Consider the following 23813-nt stretch of genomic DNA (forward strand, 5'->3'; position numbering starts at 1 on the left):
CCAGTGTCATCTGCAAAGGATGAGGGCAGACAGATGCGCGGCCGAGCTCGTCAGAGTGGCGGGCTGGGTCCCCGCTTTCGCGGGGATGACGAATACGGAATTGTTGCCATCCGGGCTGCCGGAAAAATGACGGCGACGGAGTGTTTCTGTCCGCGGTCTCGGACAATACGGTAGGAACCGAAACGACGCATGAAGGAGCCGTGCGTCTACATCCTGGCAAGTCGACGCAACGGCACGCTCTATATCGGCGTCACGAGCAATCTCAGTGCGAGGGTTCATGACCATCGCACGGGCATCATTCCAGGGTTCACCAGTCGATATCACGTTCATCGATTGGTCTGGTTTGAGGCACACGAGACGATGGAGGCGGCCATCCTTCGCGAGAAGCAGCTCAAGAGGTGGCGTCGTGACTGGAAACTTCGAGTGATCGAAAACACGAACCCTGAATGGGTCGACTTATTCGACGGGTTGGCACGTTAGCAGTCCTTACCCGCCCAATGACCAAGAATGAGGGCAAGAAGACCATGTCCCAATATGACGTCATCATAATTGGCGGCGGCCCTGGCGGCTACGTCGCGGCTATCCGCTCCGCGCAGCTTGGGCTGAAGACGGCTGTTGTCGAGGCCAAGCACCTGGGCGGCATCTGCCTCAACTGGGGTTGTATCCCGACCAAGGCGCTGTTGCGCTCGGCCGAAATCTACCACTACATGACGCATGCCAAGGACTACGGCCTGTCTGCCGAAAAGATCGGCTTCGACGCGGCCGCGATCGTCAAGCGCTCGCGCGGCGTCTCGGCCCAGCTCAACACCGGCGTCGGCTTCCTTCTGAAGAAGAACAAGGTCGACGTGATCTGGGGCACGGCCAAGCTTGCCAAGGGCGGCAAGGTGGACGTGGTCGCCGCTGACAATCCGCCGAAGGGCGCCCTGGGCGCGGGCAGCTACACGGGCAAGAACATCATCGTCGCCACTGGCGCGCGTCCGCGCGTCCTGCCGGGCCTTGAGCCGGACAAAAAGCTGGTCTGGACCTATTTCGAGGCGATGGTGCCGGAGGCGATGCCGAAGTCGCTGCTCGTCGTCGGCTCGGGCGCGATCGGCATCGAGTTCGCCAGCTTCTACCGCACCATGGGCGCCGAGGTGACCGTGGTCGAGGTGCTGCCGCAGATCCTGCCCGTCGAGGACGCCGAGATCGCGACGATGGCGCAAAAGCGCTTCGAGAAGCAGGGCATCAAGATTTTCACCGAGACCAAGGTGACCAAGCTCGACAAGGGCGCCAACAGCGTGACGGCAACCCTTGAGCTGAAGGACGGCAAGACCCAGACGATGACCGTCGATCGTGTGATTTCGGCCGTCGGCGTCGTCGGCAACATCGAGGGCCTCGGCCTTGAGGAACTCGGCGTCAAGACCGATCGTGGCTGCATCGTCGCCGACCCCTATGGCAAGACGAACGTGCCGGGCATCTATGCCATTGGCGACGTCGCCGGCCCGCCGATGCTGGCCCACAAGGCCGAGCACGAGGGCGTCATCTGCGTCGAGGCGATTGCCGGCAAGCATCCCCACGCGATGGACAAGCTGAAGATCCCGGGCTGCACCTACTGCCATCCCCAGGTCGCATCCGTCGGCCTCACGGAAAAGAAGGCGAAGGACGCCGGCTACGAGGTCAAGGTCGGCCGCTTCCCCTTCATCGGCAACGGCAAGGCGATTGCGCTTGGCGAGCCGGAGGGCCTGGTCAAGACCGTCTTCGACGCCAAGACCGGACAGCTTCTCGGCGCGCACATGATCGGCGCCGAGGTGACCGAGTTGATCCAGGGCTTTGTCGTCGCGATGAACCTGGAAACGACCGAGGAAGACCTGATGCATACGGTCTTCCCGCACCCGACCCTCTCGGAGATGATGCACGAGAGCGTCCTTGACGCCTATGGGCGTGCGATCCACGTATAACAGTGGGATCACACAAGAATGCAGGGGGACGCGAATGGTCCAGTTCTGGTACGAGTTCGCGTCCTCCTACTCCTATCCGGCGGCGATGCGTGTCGAAGAGGAGGCGGAGCAGCGCGGCATTGCCATCGAGTGGCGCCCGTTTTTGCTCGGGCCGCTCTTCAAGGAGCAGCAGGGCCTCTCCGACAGCCCCTTCAATGAGGTGGCCGTGAAGGGGCGCTATATGTGGCGCGACCTGGAACGCATCTGCGCCTCGCTCAAAATTCCCTTTTCGCGCCCCATGAAATTTCCGCAGAACGGGCTTGCCGCCGCGCGCCTCGCCCTTGTCGGTCTCCGCGAGGGCTGGGGCAAGGACTTCTCGCGCGCGGTCTTCCGGGCCAATTTCGCCGAGGGGCTCGATATCGGCGATCCGGGCGTGCTGGAGCCGATCGTCAGGGCCTGCGGCGGCGATCCGCGGTCGAGCCGCATGAAGGCCAACTCCGACGAGATCAAGGACAAGCTTCGCGGCAATGTCGACACGGCCCGGGCGCGCGGCATCTTCGGCGCGCCGACATTCGTCTGCGACGACGGCGAGCTTTTCTGGGGCAACGATCGTCTGGAACAGGCGCTCGACTGGGCCTGTGAGCACGAATACGCTGGGCGCGCGGCGCTCTGAGGCTTGCAAGGTGGGGCTTGGCGTTGGCGTTGCGGCGATCCGGCAAAGGGGGAGACGGGCCATGATGGGCGTTGGACTCATTGGAATCATCATCATCGGCATTCTGGCCGGCTTCATTGCCGGGCGGGTGATGAAGCGGGAGGGCGGGCTCCTGATGAATCTGGTCGTCGGGATCGTCGGTTCGTTTCTGGGTGCCGTGCTCTTCAGGAGCCTTGGCGTCATGGTCCAGGGCGGCTGGATCGGCTCGCTCATTGTCTCCACGATTGGGGCTATCGTTCTGCTATACCTCGTTGGTCTAATTCGACGCTGACGATATACGCGCAACTACTTACGACTTTAGTCGAAGAGAAATCGTATCTCCCTGTTTTCAATAGAGATTGTGATTTGGGCGATCGGAAAGCCCGATGAAAGTCGGAATTCTGCATAGATTTCAGGCATTTCGGCGTTTTCGGATTTACCAAATGTAAAATCGGCCGGGTGCGATATCTCCCTGATTTCAGGGGGATGCCATGAGCGAATCGCCGGTTACGATTAACGACCTTTCCCTAAGGGCCCAGAGTGTCCGCGATGTTGCCTTCAGCAAGGTCAACCAGATCAGGACCATCAATCGGCGCATGCGCATTCTCGCCCTCAATGCCCTGATCGAGGCCGAACGGGCCGGCGAGGTGGGACGCGGTTTTGCCATCGTTAGCCAGGAGGTGAGGGGGATCTCCACCGAGGTCGACGCGCTGTCCGATGGGCTCGAAGACGAGCTCGCCCGCGAGATCGGGGCGATTTCCACGCTGGCCGATGCGATGGCCAAGGCCGCGCAGGGAACGCGCCTCGTCGATCTGGCGCTGAACGGCATCGAGATCGTCGATCGCAATCTCTATGAACGGACCTGCGACGTGCGCTGGTGGGCGACGGATTCGGCCTTTGTCGCCTGCGCGGAGGACCCGACCGCCGAAAGCTGCCGGCATGCAAGCAACCGGCTGGCTGTTATTCTCGGCGCCTACACCGTCTACCTCGATCTCTGGCTCTGCGACATGGATGGCAAGGTGCTCGCCAATGGCAGGCCCGACCGCTATCGCGCGGCCGGAGCCGACGTCTCTCATCAGCGGTGGTTCCGCGAAGGCATTCGCCTTGCGACGGGCGATGACTTCCATGCCGAGGACGTCGACCGCGAACCGCTGCTGGAAAACGCCATGGTCGCGACCTATGTGACGCCGGTCCGGGCCGGCGGGAACATCAACGGCAAGGCGATCGGATTGCTCGCGATCCATTTCGATTGGGAGGCTCAGGCCCAGACGATCGTCGATGGCGTTCGCCTCTCGGATGAGGAGCGGCAAAGGTCCCGCGTCCTGATCGTCGATCGGTCCGGCCGGACGATTGCCGCCTCCGACAAGCGGGGTGTCCTCAGTGAGAGCGTAGCGGGCATCGGCCAGGCCGCCAATGGCTACACCATCGAGGGCAACGCGCTGATAGCGTGGCACCTGACGCCCGGCTACGAAACCTATCGCGGCCTTGGCTGGCGCGGCGTCATCGTCCAGCAGCTCCGGTGAATTTCTGCCGCCCTCCTATCGCATTGCTGCCTTGAGCGTTTCTGGGTGTCATCCGGTCCGGCCCTTTGCTAGAACTGCAGACAACGACGATTGGCAGGAAACGAGCATGGTCACGATTCTCGACAGGACCAACAAGACCGGCGCCGAAACATCGCGCCCCCGCCATCCGGAAAAGGCCAAGCGCCCGGAAACGCCGGTCCTGCGCAAGCCCGACTGGATCAGGGTGAAGGCCCCGGGCTCGCCGCTCTACAAGGAAACCGAAAACGTCGTCCGCGCCAACGGCCTTGTCACCGTGTGCGAGGAGGCCGGCTGCCCCAACATCGGCGAGTGCTGGACCAAGAAGCACGCGACCATGATGATCATGGGCGACACCTGCACGCGCGCCTGCGCCTTCTGCAACGTCAAGACCGGCCTGCCGGGCGCGCTCGACACTCATGAGCCGGAAAACGTCGCCAACGCGGTCGAGAAGCTCGGCCTCAACCACGTCGTCATCACCTCCGTCGACCGAGACGATCTGGACGACGGCGGTGCGCGCCATTTCGCCGAGGTCATCCGCGCGATCCGCGCCCGCTCGCCCTCGACGACGATCGAGGTGCTGACGCCCGACTTTTTAAGGAAGCCCGGCGCTCTGGAGATTGTCGTCGAGGCAAAGCCCGACGTCTTCAACCACAATCTGGAAACGGTGCCGTCGAAGTACCTCACCGTTCGGCCGGGCGCCCGCTATTTCCATTCGATCCGGCTCCTGCAGAAGGTCAAGGAACTGGACCCGACGATGTTCACCAAGTCGGGCATCATGGTCGGGCTCGGCGAGGAGCGGAACGAAGTGCTCCAGCTCATGGACGACCTTCGCACCGCCGACGTCGATTTCCTCACCATCGGGCAATATCTCCAGCCGACGCGGCGCCACCATGCGGTTGCACGCTTCGTCACGCCCGAGGAATTCAAGTCCTTCGAGACCATCGCCTACACCAAGGGCTTCCTGATGGTCTCCTCCAGCCCGCTGACGCGTTCCTCGCATCATGCCGGGGAGGATTTCGAGCGCCTGCGCGCCGCCCGTGCGGCCAAGCTTGCGGTTGCCTGAAGGGACGTGTACCCAACGGCCTTGAAAGGTTGACCGGGGCAGGGGAAGGCTTGAAGCATGCCGCAATTTCAGACGAAGCATCGCGTCGCGCATTCGGCTGACGAGATGTTCGATCTCGTCGCGGATGTGGAGCAGTACCCCCGCTTCGTCCCCATGTGCGAAAGCCTGAAGGTCCGCCAGCGCAAGACCATGGACGACGGCAGCGAGGTGCTGATCGCGGACATGGCCGTCGGCTACAAGTTGATCCGCGAGACCTTTACCTCGAAGGTCACCCTGCAGCGGGACAAGTGGCTGGTCCTGGTCGAATATATCGACGGTCCCTTCCACTTCCTGGAGAACCGCTGGACGTTCGAGCCGCTGGGCGAGGATGCCTGCAATATCTGCTTCTTCATCTCCTACGAGTTCAAGAGCCGCACCCTTGGCGCGCTGATGGGCGCCATGTTCGACCGCGCTTTCCGCAAGTTCACCGACGCCTTCGAGGCTCGGGCGGATGCGGTCTACGGCACCTGACCACCGATTTCGATGTCCCGGTAGGGCCGAGGGTCGGCAAATGCCCCCGACCTGATGCAGCCTTGCGGACGGTCTGTGTCTCGATCACCATGAGATCGGGAGAGGGACCGGAGGGGCTGGTCAATGCAGGCGGCGAAAAGTGTTGGAGGTCGGCGCGGTCATCGCTGCTCGAACGCAGGATGGATGATCTCGTGGGCTTGGGTCATCGCAGGTCGGTTCGGTCCGCTCCTGCTGGCCATTGGCCTCGCCATCGGAGCCGCCGGTCCGGCTCAGGCGCGTGAGATCAAGGCTGGCGTCTTCGTCTCGTCGCTGTCGTCGCTCAGCCCCTCCGACGGCAGTTTCCGCATTTCCGCCTTCCTCTGGTTCAGCGACCCCGAGGGGACCTTCGATCCCAAGGCCGAGCTGGAAGTTCTCGCGCGCAGCGCCACTGTCCAGACGATCGCTCGGAAGACCTTCGACGATGGCTCGTCCTATTCGGCGGTCCTTGTCGAGGCCGTCGTCAACCAGGCCTACAATGTCCGCAAATATCCCTTCGACGACCAGACACTCCTGCTGCTGATCGAAACCACAAGCGACATCGAAAAGGTCGCCTTCGTTCCGGACACGAAGGATTCCGATATCGCGGATTTCGTCTCCGTGCCCGGCTGGACCGTACGGGCGCTCACACTGGAAAGCCGAGAGGCGGCCTATGAAACCGGCTTCGGCTACCGCGCGGAAAGCCCGACGTTTTCCCGCCTTGCCATCAATATCGACGTGTCCCGGAACAGATCGCTGCTGTTTCTGGAAAAGTTCACCGGTTTCCTCGTCGCCTTCTTCATCACGGCGATGGTTTTCGCCATTCCGGTGAAGGAGTTCGGCACCCGCATCGGCATCTCGACGGGTTCGATCTTCGCGGCGGTCTTCAATCGCTATCGGCTGGAGGATGCCGTCGGCTATGACGCGGTCTTCGGCCTTGTCGACCAGATCACGCTCATCACGTTCAGCGCCATCGTCTTCACGATGGCCCTGTCGGTGGCAATCCACAACAGTCAGGACGGCCTTCTCTTCGGCGTCTCGACCGCACGGCTGAACCGGCTTGGTCTGATCGTCATCACCGTCCACGCATTGCTGCTGGCGATCTGCTTCGCCTGGGCGCTGCTCATCTAGAACGACAGCGCGTCCGGAACAAAGCACGGAAATCGGCGTCCGATCCCACGCCCTCAGATATCCAGATCGTGGGCGAACTCGGCGTTTTCCTGGATGAAGTTGAAGCGGCCCTCGGGCTTGTTGCCCATCAGCCGTTCCACGGAAGTCGCCGTCAGCTCGATCTCGCCGTCGATCAGTTCGACACGCAACAGCGTCCGGCTCTTCGGATCCATGGTCGTTTCCTTGAGCTGGTGAGGCATCATCTCGCCAAGGCCCTTGAAGCGCCCGATCTCGACCTTCTGCTTGCCCTTGAACACCGTCCTCAGAAGTTCCTCGCGGTGCGCGTCGTCGCGGGCATAGAGCGTCTTGCCGCCCTGGCTCAGGCGATAGAGCGGCGGCACGGCGAGATAGAGATGCCCCTGCTGGATGATCTCCGGCAGTTCGCGATAGAAGAAGGTGATCAGCAGCGAGGCGATGTGCGCACCGTCGACGTCGGCGTCGGTCATCACGATCACCTTGTCGTAGCGCAGATCCTCTTCGCGATAATGGTTGCGCGTGCCGCAGCCGAGGGCCTGCAGGAGATCGGCAAGCTGCTGGTTCTGGCCGAGCTTTTCACGGCCGGCGCTCGCGACATTGAGGATCTTGCCGCGCAGCGGAAGAACGGCCTGACTGGACCGGTTGCGCGCCTGCTTGGCCGACCCGCCGGCCGAGTCGCCCTCCACGATGAAGATCTCGGAGCCTTGCGCGGCGGTCTGCGAGCAGTCCGCGAGCTTTCCGGGCAGGCGCAGCTTGCGCACCGCCGTCTTGCGGCTCACTTCCTTTTCCTGCCGCCGGCGAATGCGCTCGTCGGCCCGCTCGATGACCCATTCCAGCAGCTTGCCGGCCTGGCTCGGCGAATCCGTCAGCCAGTGGTCGAAGGCGTCGCTGATTGCCTTTTCGACGATGCGCGTTGCCTCGGAGGTCGAGAGCTTGTCCTTGGTCTGGCCGACGAATTCCGGCTCGCGGATGAAGACCGAAAGCATGCCTGCGGCGGACGTCATCACGTCGTCGGCGGTGATCGCGGCAACGCGCTTGTTGCCGACGAGGTCGCCATAGGCCTTGAGGCCGCGCATGAGCGCGAGGCGAAAGCCCTGTTCGTGCGTGCCGCCTTCGGGCGTCGGGATCGTGTTGCAGTAGGAGTTGCAGTAGCCGTCACCCGCGAACCAGGCGACGGCCCATTCGACCGCTCCATGGCCGCCGGTCTTCGCCGTGCGTCCGGCGAAAATCTCCTCCACCACGCGCCGTTCGCCGTCGAGCGCCTCAGCGAGATAATCGCGCAGGCCGCCCGGAAACTTGAACACGGCCTCGGCCGGCGTCTTGCTGCCCTCCACCAGAGAGGGATCGCAGGACCAGCGGATTTCCACACCGCCGAAAAGATACGCCTTGGAGCGGGCCATGCGCAGAAGCCGCGCCGGATCGAACTTGAGGCTCTTGCCGAAAATCTCGGTGTCCGGCCGGAAGCGCACCTTCGTGCCGCGCCGGTTCATCACGTCGCCGAGCTTTTCGATCGGTCCCTGCGCATGCCCGCGCGTGAAGGTCTGGCGATAGAGTTGGCGCCCGCGCGCCACCTCGACTTCCAGAAGGTCGGAAAGAGCATTGACCACCGAAACGCCGACGCCGTGCAGACCGCCGGAGGTCTCATAGACCTTGCTGTCGAATTTGCCGCCCGCATGCAGCGTCGTCATGATGACTTCGAGCGCCGACTTGTCCGGGAATTTGGGATGCGGGTCGACTGGGATGCCGCGGCCGTTGTCGGACACGGAGAGAAAACCGTCCGCATCGAGATTGACCTCGATCCAGGTCGCATGTCCCGCAACGGCCTCGTCCATCGAGTTGTCGATGACTTCGGCGAAGAGATGGTGATAGGCCCGCTCGTCCGTGCCGCCGATATACATGCCCGGACGCCGGCGCACCGGCTCCAGCCCTTCCAGGACCTCGATGGCCGATGCGTTGTAATCCCCCTCCACGGCAGGAGCGGCAGAAGACGCAGCACGCGGCGAGGGCCTTGCCGCCACGGTCGGGGCCGGGCGCGGCTCGGGGGCCTTGGTCTGGCGGCTTTCGGACTTCGTTTTCGCGGCGCGCACCGCAGCCTCGAGGTCGGCGAAAAGATCGTCGCGATTGGTCATCCGTGGCCTTTGCGTCCTCTCGGGTCGCTCCTTGCCCGAAGAACTCGGCAGGGCTTCCGGTCTGTCGGAAGCCGGCGTGCTCTCGGGGCGCCGCTCGCGGCCCATCAATAAGACGGATTTGCGGCTCATGGCTGCGCGCGGGCAGGGGACTGAGCCACCGTCTTCCGGTCTTAGTCGAATCACAGGCAATCATGCCATCCAATTCGTAAAGATGCGAGAAAAGTTCTTGGTATGTTCTGGGGACTGTGGCCGAAATCCACCACTTCCATGAAGTTTGGTCGACCATGCGGCTCCGGAAGGTTCTGTTAAGGATCGCCCGCATAGTGTTGCGATGCAAAAAGAAGACGGGGACACGGCGGGGACAATGGCGCTGACGGAAGTCGACACATTCAAGGACTTGGAAGCCTTGCGCCGGACGAGCGAGAGCGCCGAAGTGACCCTGCGCGCTCTTGGCGATCATGCCGCCGAATTGAACGCGGCTCCCTCGCTGGCAAAAATGAGCGGATTGGCCCGCGGCGTCGAGCACACCGTGCTGCTGGTCTGCCTCAGCTTTATTTTCCTCTGCATCTGACGGCCTTGCCGCCGGCGGGCGCTCCTCCTCAGGAGCGAGGGCCCGTTCTCACGAATGACCGGAAAGACGGCGGACGATCCCGTCATGGATGAGGTCTGCCAGCGTTCCGATGAGCTTCCCGCCGGCGAAGGCAACGACCAGTCCGAGAAGGATCGTCGGCCCGGCCGGCAACTCGAGCCGGGTCACGGCCAGGGCGGTAATGCCCGGGCCGCTGACAAGCAGCAGGCCTTCGAGCCCGGCCAGCGACCACCCCTGAGCGAAGGCGAGCACCCTTGAGAAATGGGGGATCGCGAAGATCAGCAGAAGCAGCGCCGGCATCAGGACGAGAAGCACGTCGCTGCGCGGCTCGACGCCGTAAATCTGACCGATGTCATGCGCCTGCATCACCGCATTGGCGGTGACGGCGATGGCCGACAGCAGGAACAGCGCCTGTTCCCCTTCGTCCGCGCGGCGGCACCAAAGCCGCTCCAGCAGAAGCCCGAAAATGACGGCGGCCGCGTGATGGGTCGCCAGCAGCGTCTCGAGCCCGAGCGAAAGATTGAGGAGCCGATCCGCCGTGGAGAGCGCCAGCCAGATGACGCCGGCATCGAAAATGCGGCTGGCAAAGCCCCGTCCGCTGCCGATCACGATCACGAGCAGCGTTGTGACCAGCGCGTCCCGGAAATCGGCGCCGAACCCGAAGCTGAAGGTGCGCTCGACGACCGCGAAGGAGGCCGGTGTCGTCAGCGCCAGCAGCAGCCCGATCGCGCTGGCGAGGGCGACGGTGAGGAGAATTGGCAGAAGCGCCGCGTCGGCGATGGCGAGCGCAAAGCCGGCGCGCGTTCCGGCGTCACGCCCCATCCGCGACAGCCAGATGCCAAGGGCGATGAAGAGCAGATCGATGCCGAGATAGCCGTAGGGCGCCAGCGCGGCGACCATCGGCGTGACCGTCAGCTCCAGCAGTCCGGATGCCGGGGCGGCAAAGCCGAGCATATAGACGATTGTCCCGAGAGCCCCGATCAGCACGATCGAATGCGTGCCGCCGGGCGTTGCGGCCGGATCGGACGGCTTTGGCAAGGATGACATCTTCAATGGTCGCTCCGAAACGGAGCGGCGCGCCCGGGCGTCCTTCGACGCCGCCTGGAACCGCCTGCCCCGACAGTGTTGCGGTCAAGAACGACGCGGGCAGGAATAGTCTGCTCCGCATCGCGCTCGATCGTCCCATTCCGACACGATGGTCGGCCCCCTATGCCTGATGGAGCAACGGCCGTGCCGAAGCGCGGGCGCGTTGAGGAAAGGAGAGGGCAGGGGGGGAGCGAAGCTAGAGCAGGAGACCGGCGAAGAAGCCGATTTCGGCGATCTGCTGGGCGCCGCCGAGGACGTCGCCGGTATGGCCGCCGATATTTCGTTTCGCCAGATACCCGACGAGAGCCGTTGCAAGTGCGGCCGCCAGCAGGGCGAGAAGGACGGAGCCCGTTCCGAAATGGGGCATGGTTGCCAGAGTGATCAGAACGGCAAGCAGGCTTGCGCCGGTCGTCGGTCCGAACCCTGCCACCGGGATGGAGGCGGCAAGCCCATCGGAGCGCGCCGGCGGAAGCAGGCGCCAGATCCAGAGCGGAAACGCGCGGCTCGCTGCCGACGCGCCGAGGAAGGCGAGCGCGGTGCCGAGCGGCGAGGCCTCAAGAGCGCCGGCCAGAAGGCTCGCCCGGGCAATGAGGGCAAGAGCGATGGCAACCGCGGCAAAGGCGCCGACGCGGCTGTCCTTCATGATTTCGAGCTTGCGCTCTTTCGTCTGTCCCCCACCGAAACCGTCGGCGATGTCGCCGAGGCCATCCTCGTGAAAGGCGCCCGTGACGAGCGCCATCACCGCAAGGCCCGCGACGGCGACGGCAAGCTGCGGCAAATGCGACTGCGCCAGCACCAGCATCGCGAGCGAGGATGGAATCGCGATCAGGGCCCCCGCCACCGGCACCAGGACGCCCGCGCGACGAAGATCCGGCATGGCGGACGGATCATCATCCCGGCCGAGCTTCGGCACGGGCAGGCGCGAATAGAAGCGCACGACGGCGGCAAGATCGGCGATCGCTCGCGGCATGGTGGTCTCAGCGCCTGTAACGCGGGGGTAACAATGGTCGAAAAGGCGTGGCACGGGTTTGGACGCGCGCCGCGTTGGTGTATAGAGGCTCCCCGACCGCTTGGCCAGTTTCAGAGCGAATCTGCGGCGGTTTCCGGCACATTCAGGTATGGTTGCAACAAGGACTCGCAATGAGCACTGCCCTCTCCGGCCTTCCCTTCGATGACATCCGCGCGCTTCTGACGCGCTTTCCCGGGCCGGACGAAGCGGCGGTCGCGGCGGTGCGGGCACGCGATGCGCAATTGACCAAGCCGATGGGCTCGCTCGGCAAGCTGGAGGGGCTGGCCGAATGGCTGGCCGCCTGGCAGGGCAAGTCGACGCCGACCGTGCAGCGGCCCCTGGTCTGCATCTTCGCCGGCAACCACGGCGTCACCGCCAAGGGCGTTTCGGCCTTCCCGGCCTCCGTCACCAAGGCGATGGTGGAGAACTTCACCGCCGGCGGTGCGGCGATCAACCAGATCTGCGCCACCTTCGACCTCGGCCTCAAGATCTTCGATCTCGCGCTCGATGTCCCGACGCCGGACATCACCGAAAAGGACGCGTTCGACGAGGCCGGCTGCGCCGCAACGATGGCCTTCGGCATGGAGGCGATTGCCGGAGGCACGGACCTTCTGGTGATCGGCGAGATGGGCATCGGCAACACGGCGGTCGCCGCCGCCATCTATCACGCCCTCTACGGCGGGACCGCCGCCGACTGGGTCGGGCGCGGCACGGGCGTCGACGATGAGGGGCTGGAGCGCAAGCGCGTTGCCGTCGAGGCCGCCGTCCGGCGCATCGGCACCGGGCAGGACCCTCTGGAAATCCTCCGCCGTGTCGGCGGCCGCGAGATTGCGGCGATGGCGGGCGCCATTCTGGCCGCGCGCTTCGAGCGCATCCCCGTCATCGTCGACGGCTTCGTCGCGACGTCGGCAGCAGCCATTCTCCATGCCGCCAACCCGCGGGCCATCGACCATTGCCTGATCGGCCATGCCTCCGCCGAGCAGGCGCACCGCGAGGTGCTGCGCCGCATCGGCAAGGAGCCGCTGCTGGAACTCAACATGCGTCTGGGGGAGGGCACCGGCGCGGCGCTCGCCGCCGCCATGGTCAAGGCCGCAGCCGCGACCCATACGGGCATGGCGACCTTCGCCGAGGCGGGCGTCGCGGGCAAGGAAGAATAGGACTAAGCGCGCCGGAGCTGGCGGTCGTCTTCCGCGATCGCCGGCATCGCTTCCAGGACGCGGGCGCGCGGGATGGTGATGGTCACGGTCGTTCCCTCGCGCAGCTTCGATTTCAGCGCGAAGGTGCCGCCGTGCATCTGGATCAGCGCCTGACAGATCGGCAGGCCGAGGCCGGTGCCCTGTTCGGCCGACTTGATCGCGAGCGAGCCCTGGCCGAAGGCCGAGAGCACGATCGGAATTTCCTCTTCCGGAATGCCGGGTCCGTTGTCCGACACGGAAACATACTGTCCGCCGCCGGCGGTCCAGCCGACCTTCACCGCGATTTCGCCATTGGTCGGCGTGAACTTCACCGCGTTGGAGAGAAGGTTCAGCACGATCTGCCGGATGGCGCGCTCATCGGCCCACACCTTCGGCAGGCCTGGCTCGAACTGTTCGTGGATCGTGATGCTCTTGTTCTTGGCCCTGAGCTTGACGAGGTGGTGGCAGTCCTCGACCACATGGGTCAGCCGGACGGCCTCCTCGGAAAGCTGGTAGCGGCCGGCCTCGATGCGCGAAAGGTCGAGGATCTCGTTGATGAGATTGAGCAGGTGTTCGCCGGACCGGTGGATGTCGGCCACATATTCCTTGTAGTGGCTGTTGTCGATCGGCCCGAAAACCTCGCCCTTCATGATCTCCGAAAAGCCGAGGATGGCGTTGAGCGGCGTCCTCAGTTCGTGGCTCATCGTCGCCAGGAAGCGGGACTTGGCGAGATTGGCCTCGTCCGAGCGCCTGCGGGAGTCGTCGGAGATCGCCTTGGCATGCTCCAGTTCGGCAATCAGCGCGTCCTTTTCCGCCTGGTGCTCCAGCATCGCGAGCGCCGACTTGTTGAGGCGGATGGAGAGGAGAATGAGGAAAATCTCCGCCGCGAAGACGAAGACCGCCATGCCGGTGGCGGTGAAGTTGTTCGTCAGCGCGAAGACGATCGTTGCGGTCATCGCGATCGGCACCGTGCCGAAGGCGGCCGCGAGCGGCAGGTTGCTGGCGATGATCGCCGTGACGGCAATGGTGAAGAGCGCCGTCGCAAGGTGGAACACCATGACCGAGGCGTCGTTCGGCGAAAGCGCGAAGACCGCCGCGACCGAAAGGCCCGCGAGCAGTTCGCCAATATGGAAGCGCCGCCGCCAGACGCGCAGCCGCACGTTGGCCGGCGACTGCTTGGTAAAGCGCCAACACAGCAGCACATGGACGCTCTGGACATAGAAGACGATGCCGGCCCAGACGGCCGTCGCCGCCGGCGGATACCAGTGCGAGCCGATGAAGGCGAGCAGCACGATCAGCAAGCTGACGGGCAGCCAGCTCGCGACCCGGTGCCGGGCATAGCCGAGCGTCAGTTCGTAGTCGAAGGCGGGGCGGGTGCCGGTGCTGGACGACAGCTTTTCGCGCACATTCTTGACGGCGCGCGAATTCTCCCGCTTGCGCATCGCGCGCAACCGGTTGCTTTCGGTCTTGTCCTTCGTTTGGCCGACGATCTCGTCAGTCATTCGGCGGCAACGTTCCCGCTTTAGCCCGCCTGACAGTCCTCATCGGGCACCAACCGGTGCCTGCCGAAGCCCGCAGGAGCCCAACCTTTCAGAGTGGGAGGACCACTCAGCCCCGTCCACCGAATGAAGGGAACGCTCCCGCTCGATCGGCGCACCCGACGAGTCTATTGAAAAAGTCGTTAACAACCGCCTGCCGTCCATGGTTAATCGCGTCACGGAACGACTTTCTTTTCGGGGCCGGACGGCGGCGATGCGATGCGTTCGATCGGCAGATGAATCAAGGGCATGGGGACGGTGACCAGGGACGGCGAAGAAACAGCAAGACAACTCGTCGGCGAGATCACGGCCTGCCGTCTGTGCCGGGACGAGCCGCGGCGCCTTCCCGGTCTGCCGCACGAGCCTCGGCCCGTCATCCGACTGTCGCCGACGGCAAGGCTTCTGGTTGCCGGACAGGCGCCGGGAACGCGCGTTCACGCAACGGGTCTGCCCTTCAACGATGCCTCCGGCGATCGGTTGCGAAGCTGGATGGGGATCGACAGGGACACCTTCTACGACAGACGGCGGGTTTCCATCGCTCCCATGGGTTTTTGCTTTCCGGGGCAGGACGCGAAAGGCGGCGACCTGCCGCCGCGTCCCGAATGCGCGCCGCAGTGGCGGGAAAGGGTCATGGCCGCGCTGCCGGGCATCGATCTTGTCGTGGCCATCGGCCTTTACGCGATCCGTTGGCACGTCGGGGCTGATGCGGGAAAGACCCTGAGGGATACCGTCGCCAACTGGCAGGCGCTCTTCGAGCGACCCGGAAGTCCGAAGGTGATCGTGCTGCCGCACCCCTCATGGCGCAACACCCACTGGCTGAAGGCCAATCCGTGGTTTGAGCGGGACGTCCTGCCGGTGCTGAGGCGCGAGGTTCGACTGCGCGTCGAGCCGGAACCGGATGCGACTTTGAACAAAAAATAATTCTCAATCAGATTGCTGAATCGGTTATTCCGTGCAAAATTTTTCCTGATTGAAAGGGAGTTGGCCGTATGGTTGACCGGCTTGACCGCAAGATTCTGTCCATTCTGCAGGAGGACGCAACGATCCCCGTGGCCGAGATCGGCCGCCGGGTCGGCCTGTCGACGACGCCTTGCTGGCGGCGCATCCAGAAGCTGGAGGAGGACGGCGTCATCCAGCGCCGGGTCGCGGTTCTCGATCCCAAGCGCGTCAACGCCAAGGTGACGGTGTTCGTCTCGATCACGACCAACCAGCATTCGGAGGAATGGCTGCGGCGTTTTGCGGAAGTAATCCGCGATTTTCCCGAAGTCGTTGAGTTTTATCGCATGAGCGGGCAGGTGGACTATCTGCTGCGGGTGGTTGTGCCCGATATCGAGGCCTATGATGCCTTCTACAAGCGGCTCATCGGCAAGATTGATATCGCCGATGTGTCCTCCTCCTTCGCGATGGAGCAGATCAAATATACGACGGCCCTTCCGCTGCAATATGTGCAGATCGAGAAGGAAAAGTCCTGACGGCGGGCCGGGCTTTGCGGATTGGGAACTCGTGATCGCCGGATGGGCGGATGTCGTGGCCGTAGCGATGCCACGCCTGAACCGATGACGCGGTGATAACGTATCCGGACAGGGCAATCGACGAGTCAAATGGTACGAACGCACTATGACGATTTACCGCGCTTTGCCGGATGCGGACTCGCGTTAGAAACAGCGCCATAAACGGCACGTGCCGAGAGGCGGGTGCCGGCCCGGAAGGCTTCGTCCTTTCGGGCAACTTGCCCGCCTGTGCTGCCGCCAAGCGATCCCTCGATCCTACCGGGCTGGCGGCATTGTGTGTGCGCAACGCGGTCGGCCCTGACCGGGGCCGGCCGCTTTTTTTCAAGGCAGAGGCGGTCAGGCCTTGCGATCGGCGTTGGAAAGACGTGCGATCAGCGAGGATGTATCCCAGCGGTTGCCGCCCATTGCCTGCACCTCGGCATAGAACTGGTCGACGAGCGCGGTGACCGGCAGGCGCGCCCCGATCTTCGAGGCCTGCGACAGGCAGATGCCAAGATCCTTGCGCATCCAGTCGACGGCAAAGCCATAGTCGAACTTGTCCGCGTTCATGGTCTGCCAGCGGTTTTCCATCTGCCAGCTCTGGGCCGCGCCCTTGGAAATGACGCCGATGACCTTTTCCACGTCGAGCCCGGCCTTCTGGGCGAAATGGATGCCCTCCGAAAGTCCTTCAACGAGGCCGGCAATGGCGATCTGGTTGACCATCTTGGTCAATTGGCCGGCGCCCGTCGGGCCCATGTATCCGACCATGCGCGCAAAGCAGTCGATCACCGGCTTTGCATGATCGAACGCTGTCTCGTCCCCGCCGACCATGACGGTCAGGACGCCGTTCTCCGCGCCGGCCTGGCCGCCGGAGACAGGAGCGTCCAGAAAGGCGAACCCCTTGGCGAGGGCCGCGGCGGCAAGCTCTTCCGCGACGGAGGCCGAGGCGGTGGTGTTGTCGATGAAGATCGAACCGGCTTTCATCCCCTCGAAGGCGCCGTCCGGGCCGATGGTGACCAATCTCAGATCCTCGTCGTTGCCAACGCAGGAGAAAACGAAGTCGGCTCCCTCGGCCGCTTGCCTTGGGGTAGGGGCGCTCTTGCCGCCGAATTTCTCCACCCAGGTCACGGCCTTCGCCGGCGTGCGGTTGTAGACGGTGACGTCGTGCCCGCCCTTGACGCTGAGATGACCGGCCATGGGAAAGCCCATGACGCCGAGACCGATGAATGCAACCTTCGCCATCGCGTATGCCCCGTTTGCCGTTTCGCCTGTTCCTTGGTCGGCGATTTCCTGATGAATATCCGTGTGGTCTCTAGACCACGATGCCGTTTCCTTCGCAACCGAACATGCTTAAAGTCCCGGTCGTTGCAAGGACAGGAGTGCGTCACATGTCTCAATTCCCCGCTTGGTCCGATGTCGCGCCGCGGCTCGTCGATGTCGCCACCGGTCGTTCGCCGGCCGATATGGTCATCCGGGGCGGACGCTGGGTGAACGTCCATTCGGGCGAGATCATCGCCGGCACCGACGTTGCGATCGCGGCCGGGCGCTTCGCGGCCATCGCGCCGGATTTGTCCTACTGCATTGGCGAGAACACCAAGATCGTCGAGGCCGGCGGGCGCTACATGGTGCCGGGCCTTTGCGACGCGCACATGCACGTTGAGAGCGGCATGGTCACGGTGACGGAATTTGCCCGCGCCGTCATTCCGCACGGCACGACCTCGATGTTCATCGATCCGCACGAGATCGCCAACGTCCTCGGCCTTGCGGGCGTCAAGCTGATGCACGACGAGGCGATGACGCTGCCAGTCAACATCTTCGTCCAGATGCCGAGCTGCGTTCCCTCCGCGCCGGGGCTGGAAAATGCCGGTGCGAGCCTCGGGCCGAAGGAGGTGGCCGAGGCAATGGGCTGGCCGGGCATCATCGGCCTTGGCGAGATGATGAATTTCCCCGGCGTTGCCGCCGCCGACGACAAGATGCTGGGCGAGATCGCCGAGACGATGAAGGCGGCGAAGACCGTCGGCGGTCACTATGCCTCGCTCGATCTCGGCCGCGATTTCATGGGCTATGTCGCGGGCGGCCCCGCCGACGATCACGAAGGCACGCGGCTTATCGATGCGGTCACCCGCGTGCGGCTCGGCATGCGCGCGATGCTGCGGCTCGGCTCGGCCTGGTACGATGTCGCGACGCAGGTGAAGGCCATCACCGAGATGGGCCTCGATTCGCGTAATTTCATTCTTTGCACCGACGACAGCCATTCCGGAACGCTGGTCCACGACGGCCACATGAACCGGGTCGTCCGCCACGCGATCGCGCAGGGGCTGAAGCCCATCACTGCGATCCAGATGGCGACGATCAACACGGCCAGCCACTTCGGGCTCGAACGCGAACTCGGCTCGATCACGCCGGGCCGGCGCGCGGACATGGTCCTGACCTCCGATCTGATCGCGCTGCCCATCGAGACGGTCATCGCGCGGGGCGACATCCTAGCCGAGAAGGGCAGCCTCATCGCCGAGATCGAGCCCTATGCCTATCCCGCCGAGGCGAAGGCGACGGTCAGGATGGGCCGCAAGCTCGAGGCCGGCGACTTCGATATTCAGGCGCCCGAGGGGGCGAGTGAGGTGACCGCGCGCGTTATCGGCGTCGTCGAGAACCAGGCGCCGACGAAGGCCCTGACGGCGACGCTGAAGGTCGAGGATGGCCTTGTCGCCATGGACCGGGCGGGCGACGTCTGCCAGATCGCGCTCGTCGAGCGCCACCGGGCCACCGGCGAGGTCGTCAACGGCTTCGTCTCCGGCTTCGGCTACATGGCCGATTGCGCCATGGCCTCGACGGTTGCCCACGACAGCCACCATATGATCGTCGTCGGCACGTCGAAGGCGGACATGGCGCTTGCAGCGAACCGTCTCGGCGAGGTCGGCGGCGGCGTCGTCGTCTTCAAGGACGGCAAGGAAATTGCCCTCGTGGAGCTGCCGATCGCCGGTCTGATGTCGGACGAGAGGGCAGAGATCGTCGCGGCCAAGGCGGCCGGCATGGTCAAGGCGATGGAGGACTGCGGCTGCACCCTCAACAACGCCTATATGCAGCATTCGCTGCTGGCGCTGGTTGTCATTCCGGAGTTGCGGATCTCCGACCTTGGTATCGTCGACGTAACCAAATTCGAGAAAGTTCCACTTTTTGTTTGAGAATAGAGGTTGGAAGGGAACAATTTCGCCGCTTTTTCCGTTTCCGATGCATAGGCGTTCCGAACGGTGAGGGGCTTTCAAGTCCCCTGTAGGACGAACAAGGGAGACGGTTATGAGGAAGGTCGTTTTGATATTGGCCACCACGGCGGCCCTGGCTGGCTGCCAGGGGCAAACCCCCACGCAACAGCGTGTGACGACGGGTGGACTTGTCGGCGCCGGCGCTGGCGCGATTGTCGGCGGCGTTGCGGGTGGCGGCAAGGGAGCGGCCATCGGAGCGGTGGCCGGCGGCATCGGCGGCGCTGCCATTGCCGGCGCCACGGCGCCGAAGAACTGCACGGCCTACGATCGCTATGGCCGGCCCTATGCCGTTGTCTGCCCCTGATGAATGTGCGGCCCGCGCGAGACAAGCGCGGGCCGCTTCATTTCGTGGCGACGGGTGCGTCGTCCCGCGCGCCCCAGTCCGACCAGGAGCCGTCATAAAGCGCCAGTGACCGTGCGCCGGCCGCTTCCAGCGCCAGCCACAGGACGGCGGCCGTGACGCCGGACCCGCAGGAGGTGATGATCGGCTTCTTCGGATCGACGCCGGCCTCCTGAAAAATCTGCACGATCTGATCGTCCGGTTTCAGCCGGCCAGCGTCCAGCAGCCTGTCGAAGGGGACGTTGAAGCTGCCGGGAATATGGCCCGACTTCAGGCCCGGCCGCGGCTCCGGAGCAACGCCGGCGAAACGCTCGGCGGACCGGGCATCGACCACCTGCGAAAACCTGCTCTCAAGATTTCCCACCAGCGCGGAAAAATCCCGGATCACCGTGGAATCGAGCCGGGCCGTGAAATGGCGCGGGCTGCGTTCGACTTCCCCGGACTCGATCTCACGCCCTTCGGCGATCCATTTCGGCAGGCCGCCGTCGAGAACGACGACGTCGCGCGCACCCATCACCTTGAAGGTCCACCAGACGCGCGGCGCTGAGAAAAGCCCCAGCGAATCGTAGACGACGATCTTCTGCCCGTCACCGATCCCGAGCGAGCGCATGCGCGAGGCGAATTTCTCCGGCTTCGGCAGCATGTGCGGCAGCGGGCTCTCCGTGTCGGAAATCTCGTCGATGTCGAAGAAGACCGCCTCGGGGATATGGCGCTCAAGATATTCCAGCCACCCGTCGCGCTTGGCCGTTGGCAGGAACCATGTGGCATCCACCACCGCGACATCCGGCGCGCCGAGATGATCGGCAAGCCATTCGGTCGACACCAGGATGGAATCGCGCTTGCTGGCCATGGAATTGCTCTCCCGATTGTTGTCGTTGGGACCACGCGCACGTCTTACCATAAAGACGGCTCGCTGGAGCTAACGCGTTCAAGCGAAGGCGTTTGAACGCGGACGATATGTCCCGAATTCAAGAGCCGCGCGAGCAGCGTTCGCGCGAATCCTCATGATCGTGCGACGGTCATGAACCGGCCGGATCGTCACACTGGCGCCGGGCCGAATCGCAGCCGGACGCGCCGGTTGATCTTGCCCTTCTTCTCCACCTTGCCGACATGCACGTCGCCGATCTCGGAGGTCGATTTCACATGCGTGCCGCCGCAGGGCTGAAGATCGAGGTCCGTTCCGATCCGTACCAGCCGGACGCGGCCCGAGCCACGCGGCGGCTGCACCTTCATCGTCTTGACGAGGCCGGGATTGGCGTCGAGCTCGGCGTCCGTGATCCACTCGAAGGAAACCGGATGGTCGGCCGCGATCTCCGCGTTGATGCGCGCGGTGACCTCCTCCTTGTCGATGCCGCCCTCGGGCATGTCGAAGTCGAGCCGGCCTTCCTCCGCGCCGATCTGGCCGCCGGTCACGGGGAAGGGGAGAACGACGGACAGGAGATGCAGCGCCGTGTGCATGCGCATCAGCTTGTAGCGGTTCGCCCAGTCGACATGCTGCACGATCGTCTCGCCCACCGCCGGCAGCCTTGCGCCCTCGGCGGCAACGAGCCGGACCTCGGTCTTTGCGCCATCGCCATAGATCGCCGTCGTGATGGCGGTCTTGGCGCCATCGGAAAACTCGATCTCGCCGACATCTCCCGGCTGGCCGCCGCCGGTCGCATAGAAGACCGACCGGTCGATCAGGATGCCGGCCTCGTCGACGTCGAGGACCTTCGCCTCGGCGGTCGCAAGATAGGCATCGTCGCGAAAGAGCATCTCGGTCATGGGCAGGGCCTTGCTGCTGGTCATCAGTCCACGGTGACGAAGGGCGGCTGGATCGTGCTCTTGCGCGTCAGGAAGTCCGGAACGGGCAGACCCTTTTCCTTCAGGAAGTCCGGATTGAAGAGCTTGGAGGCGTAGCGGTTGCCGTAGTCGCACAGCACCGTCACGATGGTGTGGCCGGGGCCCATCTCGCGCGCCATCGCCATCGCCCCGGCGATGTTGATCCCCGACGAGCCGCCGAGGCAAAGGCCCTCGTGCTCAAGCAGATCGAAGCAGATGGAAACCGCGTCCTCGTCCGGGATGCGATAGGCGAAGTCGACGGACAGTCCTTCCAGATTGGCCGTGATCCGCCCCTGGCCGATGCCTTCGGTGATCGAGGAGCCTTCGGACTTCAACTCGCCCGTCGTGTAGTAGCTGTAGAGCGCTGCGCCGTAGGGATCGGCAATGCCGATCTTGACGTCGGGCTTGAGGTCGCGCAGCCCCATCGCCACGCCCGCCAGCGTGCCGCCCGAACCGACCGCGCAGATGAAGCCGTCCACCTTGCCGTCAGTCTGGCCATAGATTTCCGGCGCCGTCATCTCGATATGCGCCTGCCGGTTGATCGGGTTGTCGAACTGGTTGGCCCAGATCGCACCATGATCCAGCGTCCTGGCGAGTTCGTCCGCAAGCCGGCCCGACAGCTTCACATAGTTGTTCGGGTTCTTGTAGGGCACCGCCGGGACCTCGACCAATTCGGCGCCGAAGAGCCTGATGGCGTCCTTCTTTTCCTGGCTCTGGGTCTCCGGGATCACGATGACCGCATTGAGGCCGAGAGCCTTGCCGACCATGGCAAGGCCGATGCCGGTGTTGCCCGCCGTGCCTTCGACGACCGTGCCGCCCGGCTCGATGAGACCGCGCTTCATCGCATCGGTGATGATGTAGAGCGCGGCGCGGTCCTTGACCGACTGGCCGGGATTGAGAAACTCCGCCTTGCCGAGGATTTCGCACCCTGTTGCCTCCGAGGCCGCCTTCAGGCGGATGAGCGGCGTGTTGCCGATGGCGTCGAGAACGGTCCCGGTCATTGTCGTGGTTGATCCCTGAAACATGATCGATGAAAAGCCGGCGGGACCGTAATGCCTTTTCGCCGCGCTTTGAAGCCTGGAAGCGCCAAGCGGGTCATCAAAAAATGCGGCGCAGCGGACCTGAGCAAAGCGCCGTGCGGGCAATCGCGTCGCCTGACAAATTTGCCTCGTGTCACCGGGGACGTCGCCGCAGAGGGTGCCGGCTTTCGTGGCCGGCACAATCGCGCCTGTTGTCCGCTGAGGCCTCCGGCCTTCCAGACAGATCGAGGGCAGCCGTCTTCGGCCTTGGGCTCTAGGCGAGGATATCAACGGTGATGTTGACGGGGATGGACAGTTGAGTCGCGCCTACCGATCCAGCGTCCGCATCGGGCGACTGAAGGGCAATGCCTGAAGAGTCGGATTGACTATCGGGCGAGGGCGCGCGGTTTGCTTCGCCGATTTTTTCTTCAAGCTTCGCAATCTCGCGATCGACCGTCTTGCTTTCCTTTTCGGCTTCGGAGGCTTCGGTGTTCTTCTGCTTTTCGCGCAGCCGCCGCGCGGCCTCCTTGAGGATGGCCTTCACTTCGGCGGCGGCCTCCTTGAACTTGCGCAGCACTTCGCGTTCGCCATCCTTTTTTGCCGCGCTCGACGCGCTACGCGCAGCAGCTTCCTGATAGGCATTCGCGGCGGCCTGACGCTCGTCCTGGCCTCCGGCGGCATCCTCCGACCGCTCGTCCCCGGTTCCCCGATCCGTCTTGTCGTCGCTTGGCGTTTCGCCTGCTGCTGCCGCCTCGGCATCGGTTGTTTCCGGGGACGCGGCCGTGTTGTCTCTTGCGGCCGTTTGATCTTCGCTGGGGACCGACACCGTTTCCGTTGTCGCGGACGCGTTGGCTGCCGTTCCAGTCGGCGCGCCGCTTGGTTCTGCGGTGGCGTTTGCGGCACCCGCGGCTTGCGACGCCTCGGACCCTGCGGGTTGCGCTGCTCCGGCGGCGGCACTGCCGGCCGCAGCCTGATCGGCACCGGAAGCTGAGGCATAGGCGCGTGCCGCTTCGCGGATTTCTCTTGCCACCTCTTTTGCCTGGCGGGCGGCCTGTTCCGGATTACCGGCCGCGAGCGCCCGTATCTGCTGCAGCCGGGCCTTGGCCTGACTCAACTTCTGAAGGGCCGCGGCCTTGCGGTCCTGCTTGAAGGACTTCACGGCGCTAGCGAGAGAGGCGGTAACCTGTTGCGCCTCGCTGCGCTTCTTGTCGAGCTCTTTCGCCTGGTCTTCGGAGAGGCCGGGAAAGAGGTCCGCGGCGGATACGCTTTTCGTCCCCGAACTGTTGCCCTGCAAGCCGCCCGATGACGTCAACCGCGACGACAGGAAAGACGCTGCGCCGCGTGCCGACGCGTCATAGGTCGAAAGCGGGAAGCTCCTAACGGAAGTGACTGCCATCGTTCGAAGTCCGGGCGCGCGGGTGCGATGATCGGCTGTTTATGGGCCGTTAACCATTTGTTTACACTCATAAATTGTA

General features: G+C 64.1%; 23 protein-coding genes. 14 read left to right on the forward strand and 9 right to left on the reverse strand.

Annotation, left to right across the window (positions count from 1 at the left end):
- Positions 1-189: 189 nt before the first annotated feature.
- The 8 genes from HDIA_RS07735 (at position 190) to HDIA_RS07770 (ending at position 6867) form a co-directional block, all read left to right on the forward strand.
- On the forward strand, positions 190-480 hold the full coding sequence (locus HDIA_RS07735; RefSeq protein ID WP_099555647.1) for a GIY-YIG nuclease family protein: 291 nt from the start codon (positions 190-192) through the stop codon (positions 478-480).
- A 17-nt stretch (positions 481-497) separates the two neighbouring features.
- Positions 498-1937: a dihydrolipoyl dehydrogenase gene (gene lpdA, locus HDIA_RS07740; RefSeq protein ID WP_425432926.1), complete on the forward strand. Its 1440-nt coding sequence runs from the start codon at positions 498-500 to the stop codon at positions 1935-1937.
- 34 nt (positions 1938-1971) lie between these two features.
- Positions 1972-2589: a 2-hydroxychromene-2-carboxylate isomerase gene (locus HDIA_RS07745; protein WP_099555648.1), complete on the forward strand. Its 618-nt coding sequence runs from the start codon at positions 1972-1974 to the stop codon at positions 2587-2589.
- A 61-nt stretch (positions 2590-2650) separates the two neighbouring features.
- Positions 2651-2899: a GlsB/YeaQ/YmgE family stress response membrane protein gene (locus HDIA_RS07750; protein ID WP_099555649.1), complete on the forward strand. Its 249-nt coding sequence runs from the start codon at positions 2651-2653 to the stop codon at positions 2897-2899.
- Between the two features lie 199 nt (positions 2900-3098).
- Positions 3099-4130 carry a methyl-accepting chemotaxis protein gene (locus HDIA_RS25955; protein ID WP_099555650.1) on the forward strand — a complete coding sequence of 344 codons (1032 nt, stop codon included), beginning with the start codon at positions 3099-3101 and terminating at the stop codon, positions 4128-4130.
- 106 nt (positions 4131-4236) lie between these two features.
- The gene (gene lipA / locus HDIA_RS07760) at positions 4237-5211 is read left to right on the forward strand and encodes a lipoyl synthase (RefSeq protein WP_099555651.1); all 975 of its coding nucleotides are present in this window, start codon (positions 4237-4239) and stop codon (positions 5209-5211) included.
- Positions 5212-5268: 57 nt separating this feature from the next.
- Positions 5269-5721, forward strand: a complete 453-nt coding sequence (locus HDIA_RS07765; RefSeq protein ID WP_099555652.1) for a type II toxin-antitoxin system RatA family toxin — start codon at positions 5269-5271, stop codon at positions 5719-5721.
- A 183-nt stretch (positions 5722-5904) separates the two neighbouring features.
- Positions 5905-6867: a ligand-gated ion channel gene (locus HDIA_RS07770; RefSeq protein WP_099555653.1), complete on the forward strand. Its 963-nt coding sequence runs from the start codon at positions 5905-5907 to the stop codon at positions 6865-6867.
- A 53-nt stretch (positions 6868-6920) separates the two neighbouring features.
- On the opposite strand, the gene parE is transcribed toward HDIA_RS07770, so the two are convergent.
- Entirely contained in the window at positions 6921-9011 is a 2091-nt protein-coding gene (parE, locus tag HDIA_RS07775; protein ID WP_099555654.1) for a DNA topoisomerase IV subunit B, read from the reverse strand.
- Positions 9012-9375: 364 nt separating this feature from the next.
- On the opposite strand from parE, the gene HDIA_RS07780 reads away from it, so the two are divergent.
- On the forward strand, positions 9376-9582 hold the full coding sequence (locus HDIA_RS07780; protein WP_099555655.1) for a hypothetical protein: 207 nt from the start codon (positions 9376-9378) through the stop codon (positions 9580-9582).
- A 48-nt stretch (positions 9583-9630) separates the two neighbouring features.
- Here HDIA_RS07780 and HDIA_RS07785 read toward each other — a convergent pair whose 3' ends face one another.
- Both HDIA_RS07785 and HDIA_RS07790 read right to left on the reverse strand, forming a co-directional pair.
- Positions 9631-10647: a hypothetical protein gene (locus HDIA_RS07785; protein ID WP_157775425.1), complete on the reverse strand. Its 1017-nt coding sequence runs from the start codon at positions 10645-10647 to the stop codon at positions 9631-9633.
- 235 nt (positions 10648-10882) lie between these two features.
- The gene (locus HDIA_RS07790) at positions 10883-11656 is read right to left on the reverse strand and encodes an adenosylcobinamide-GDP ribazoletransferase (protein ID WP_099555657.1); all 774 of its coding nucleotides are present in this window, start codon (positions 11654-11656) and stop codon (positions 10883-10885) included.
- Positions 11657-11826: 170 nt separating this feature from the next.
- Between HDIA_RS07790 and cobT the strand changes: the two genes are divergently transcribed.
- Positions 11827-12852 carry a nicotinate-nucleotide--dimethylbenzimidazole phosphoribosyltransferase gene (cobT, locus tag HDIA_RS07795; protein ID WP_099555658.1) on the forward strand — a complete coding sequence of 342 codons (1026 nt, stop codon included), beginning with the start codon at positions 11827-11829 and terminating at the stop codon, positions 12850-12852.
- Positions 12853-12854: 2 nt separating this feature from the next.
- On the opposite strand, the gene HDIA_RS07800 is transcribed toward cobT, so the two are convergent.
- The gene (locus HDIA_RS07800) at positions 12855-14372 is read right to left on the reverse strand and encodes a sensor histidine kinase (RefSeq protein WP_099555659.1); all 1518 of its coding nucleotides are present in this window, start codon (positions 14370-14372) and stop codon (positions 12855-12857) included.
- A 285-nt stretch (positions 14373-14657) separates the two neighbouring features.
- On the opposite strand from HDIA_RS07800, the gene HDIA_RS07805 reads away from it, so the two are divergent.
- Positions 14658-15329: a uracil-DNA glycosylase family protein gene (locus tag HDIA_RS07805; protein ID WP_099555660.1), complete on the forward strand. Its 672-nt coding sequence runs from the start codon at positions 14658-14660 to the stop codon at positions 15327-15329.
- 68 nt (positions 15330-15397) lie between these two features.
- Positions 15398-15880, forward strand: coding sequence for an Lrp/AsnC family transcriptional regulator (locus HDIA_RS07810; RefSeq protein ID WP_099555661.1), 483 nt, complete (start codon positions 15398-15400; stop codon positions 15878-15880).
- Positions 15881-16255: 375 nt separating this feature from the next.
- Here the strand turns inward: HDIA_RS07810 and HDIA_RS07815 are convergent, their stop codons facing one another.
- A complete protein-coding gene (locus HDIA_RS07815) occupies positions 16256-17140 on the reverse strand; it encodes an NAD(P)-dependent oxidoreductase (protein WP_099555662.1) in 885 nt (294 codons plus the stop codon).
- Between the two features lie 146 nt (positions 17141-17286).
- Here HDIA_RS07815 and ade point away from each other — a divergent pair, with 146 nt between their 5' ends.
- Both ade and HDIA_RS07825 read left to right on the forward strand, forming a co-directional pair.
- Positions 17287-19080 carry an adenine deaminase gene (gene ade / locus HDIA_RS07820; RefSeq protein ID WP_099555663.1) on the forward strand — a complete coding sequence of 598 codons (1794 nt, stop codon included), beginning with the start codon at positions 17287-17289 and terminating at the stop codon, positions 19078-19080.
- 112 nt (positions 19081-19192) lie between these two features.
- The gene (locus HDIA_RS07825; RefSeq protein WP_099555664.1) at positions 19193-19462 is read left to right on the forward strand and encodes a bacteriocin; all 270 of its coding nucleotides are present in this window, start codon (positions 19193-19195) and stop codon (positions 19460-19462) included.
- Between the two features lie 37 nt (positions 19463-19499).
- Here the strand turns inward: HDIA_RS07825 and sseA are convergent, their stop codons facing one another.
- From sseA to HDIA_RS25250, 4 genes are all read right to left on the reverse strand, one after another.
- Entirely contained in the window at positions 19500-20348 is an 849-nt protein-coding gene (gene sseA, locus HDIA_RS07830; RefSeq protein WP_099555665.1) for a 3-mercaptopyruvate sulfurtransferase, read from the reverse strand.
- Positions 20349-20536: 188 nt separating this feature from the next.
- The gene (locus HDIA_RS07835) at positions 20537-21286 is read right to left on the reverse strand and encodes an alanyl-tRNA editing protein (protein WP_245884197.1); all 750 of its coding nucleotides are present in this window, start codon (positions 21284-21286) and stop codon (positions 20537-20539) included.
- A complete protein-coding gene (locus HDIA_RS07840; RefSeq protein ID WP_099558766.1) occupies positions 21286-22320 on the reverse strand; it encodes a cysteine synthase A in 1035 nt (344 codons plus the stop codon). The genes HDIA_RS07835 and HDIA_RS07840 overlap by 1 nt, the downstream gene beginning before the upstream one ends.
- A 292-nt stretch (positions 22321-22612) precedes the next feature.
- Positions 22613-23734 (reverse strand): hypothetical protein, encoded by a 1122-nt coding sequence (locus tag HDIA_RS25250; RefSeq protein WP_157775427.1) that lies wholly within the window; start codon positions 23732-23734, stop codon positions 22613-22615.
- Positions 23735-23813 lie beyond the last annotated feature (79 nt).

The sequence above is a fragment of the Hartmannibacter diazotrophicus genome, from assembly GCF_900231165.1.
GTDB classification, from domain to species: domain Bacteria; phylum Pseudomonadota; class Alphaproteobacteria; order Rhizobiales; family Pleomorphomonadaceae; genus Hartmannibacter; species Hartmannibacter diazotrophicus.

Bases quoted from the DNA above. Each gene is read 5' to 3' on its own strand.
- HDIA_RS07735 (WP_099555647.1), top strand. From the start codon at position 190: ATGAAGGAGCCGTGCGTCTACATCCTGGCAAGTCGACGCAACGGCACG.
- lpdA (WP_425432926.1), top strand. From the start codon at position 498: ATGACCAAGAATGAGGGCAAGAAGACCATGTCCCAATATGACGTCATC.
- HDIA_RS07745 (WP_099555648.1), top strand. From the start codon at position 1,972: ATGGTCCAGTTCTGGTACGAGTTCGCGTCCTCCTACTCCTATCCGGCG.
- HDIA_RS07750 (WP_099555649.1), top strand. From the start codon at position 2,651: ATGATGGGCGTTGGACTCATTGGAATCATCATCATCGGCATTCTGGCC.
- HDIA_RS25955 (WP_099555650.1), top strand. From the start codon at position 3,099: ATGAGCGAATCGCCGGTTACGATTAACGACCTTTCCCTAAGGGCCCAG.
- lipA (WP_099555651.1), top strand. From the start codon at position 4,237: ATGGTCACGATTCTCGACAGGACCAACAAGACCGGCGCCGAAACATCG.
- HDIA_RS07765 (WP_099555652.1), top strand. From the start codon at position 5,269: ATGCCGCAATTTCAGACGAAGCATCGCGTCGCGCATTCGGCTGACGAG.
- HDIA_RS07770 (WP_099555653.1), top strand. From the start codon at position 5,905: ATGATCTCGTGGGCTTGGGTCATCGCAGGTCGGTTCGGTCCGCTCCTG.
- parE (WP_099555654.1), bottom strand. From the start codon at position 9,011: ATGACCAATCGCGACGATCTTTTCGCCGACCTCGAGGCTGCGGTGCGC.
- HDIA_RS07780 (WP_099555655.1), top strand. From the start codon at position 9,376: ATGGCGCTGACGGAAGTCGACACATTCAAGGACTTGGAAGCCTTGCGC.
- HDIA_RS07785 (WP_157775425.1), bottom strand. From the start codon at position 10,647: ATGTCATCCTTGCCAAAGCCGTCCGATCCGGCCGCAACGCCCGGCGGC.
- HDIA_RS07790 (WP_099555657.1), bottom strand. From the start codon at position 11,656: ATGCCGCGAGCGATCGCCGATCTTGCCGCCGTCGTGCGCTTCTATTCG.
- cobT (WP_099555658.1), top strand. From the start codon at position 11,827: ATGAGCACTGCCCTCTCCGGCCTTCCCTTCGATGACATCCGCGCGCTT.
- HDIA_RS07800 (WP_099555659.1), bottom strand. From the start codon at position 14,372: ATGACTGACGAGATCGTCGGCCAAACGAAGGACAAGACCGAAAGCAAC.
- HDIA_RS07805 (WP_099555660.1), top strand. From the start codon at position 14,658: ATGGGGACGGTGACCAGGGACGGCGAAGAAACAGCAAGACAACTCGTC.
- HDIA_RS07810 (WP_099555661.1), top strand. From the start codon at position 15,398: ATGGTTGACCGGCTTGACCGCAAGATTCTGTCCATTCTGCAGGAGGAC.
- HDIA_RS07815 (WP_099555662.1), bottom strand. From the start codon at position 17,140: ATGGCGAAGGTTGCATTCATCGGTCTCGGCGTCATGGGCTTTCCCATG.
- ade (WP_099555663.1), top strand. From the start codon at position 17,287: ATGTCTCAATTCCCCGCTTGGTCCGATGTCGCGCCGCGGCTCGTCGAT.
- HDIA_RS07825 (WP_099555664.1), top strand. From the start codon at position 19,193: ATGAGGAAGGTCGTTTTGATATTGGCCACCACGGCGGCCCTGGCTGGC.
- sseA (WP_099555665.1), bottom strand. From the start codon at position 20,348: ATGGCCAGCAAGCGCGATTCCATCCTGGTGTCGACCGAATGGCTTGCC.
- HDIA_RS07835 (WP_245884197.1), bottom strand. From the start codon at position 21,286: ATGACCAGCAGCAAGGCCCTGCCCATGACCGAGATGCTCTTTCGCGAC.
- HDIA_RS07840 (WP_099558766.1), bottom strand. From the start codon at position 22,320: ATGACCGGGACCGTTCTCGACGCCATCGGCAACACGCCGCTCATCCGC.
- HDIA_RS25250 (WP_157775427.1), bottom strand. From the start codon at position 23,734: ATGGCAGTCACTTCCGTTAGGAGCTTCCCGCTTTCGACCTATGACGCG.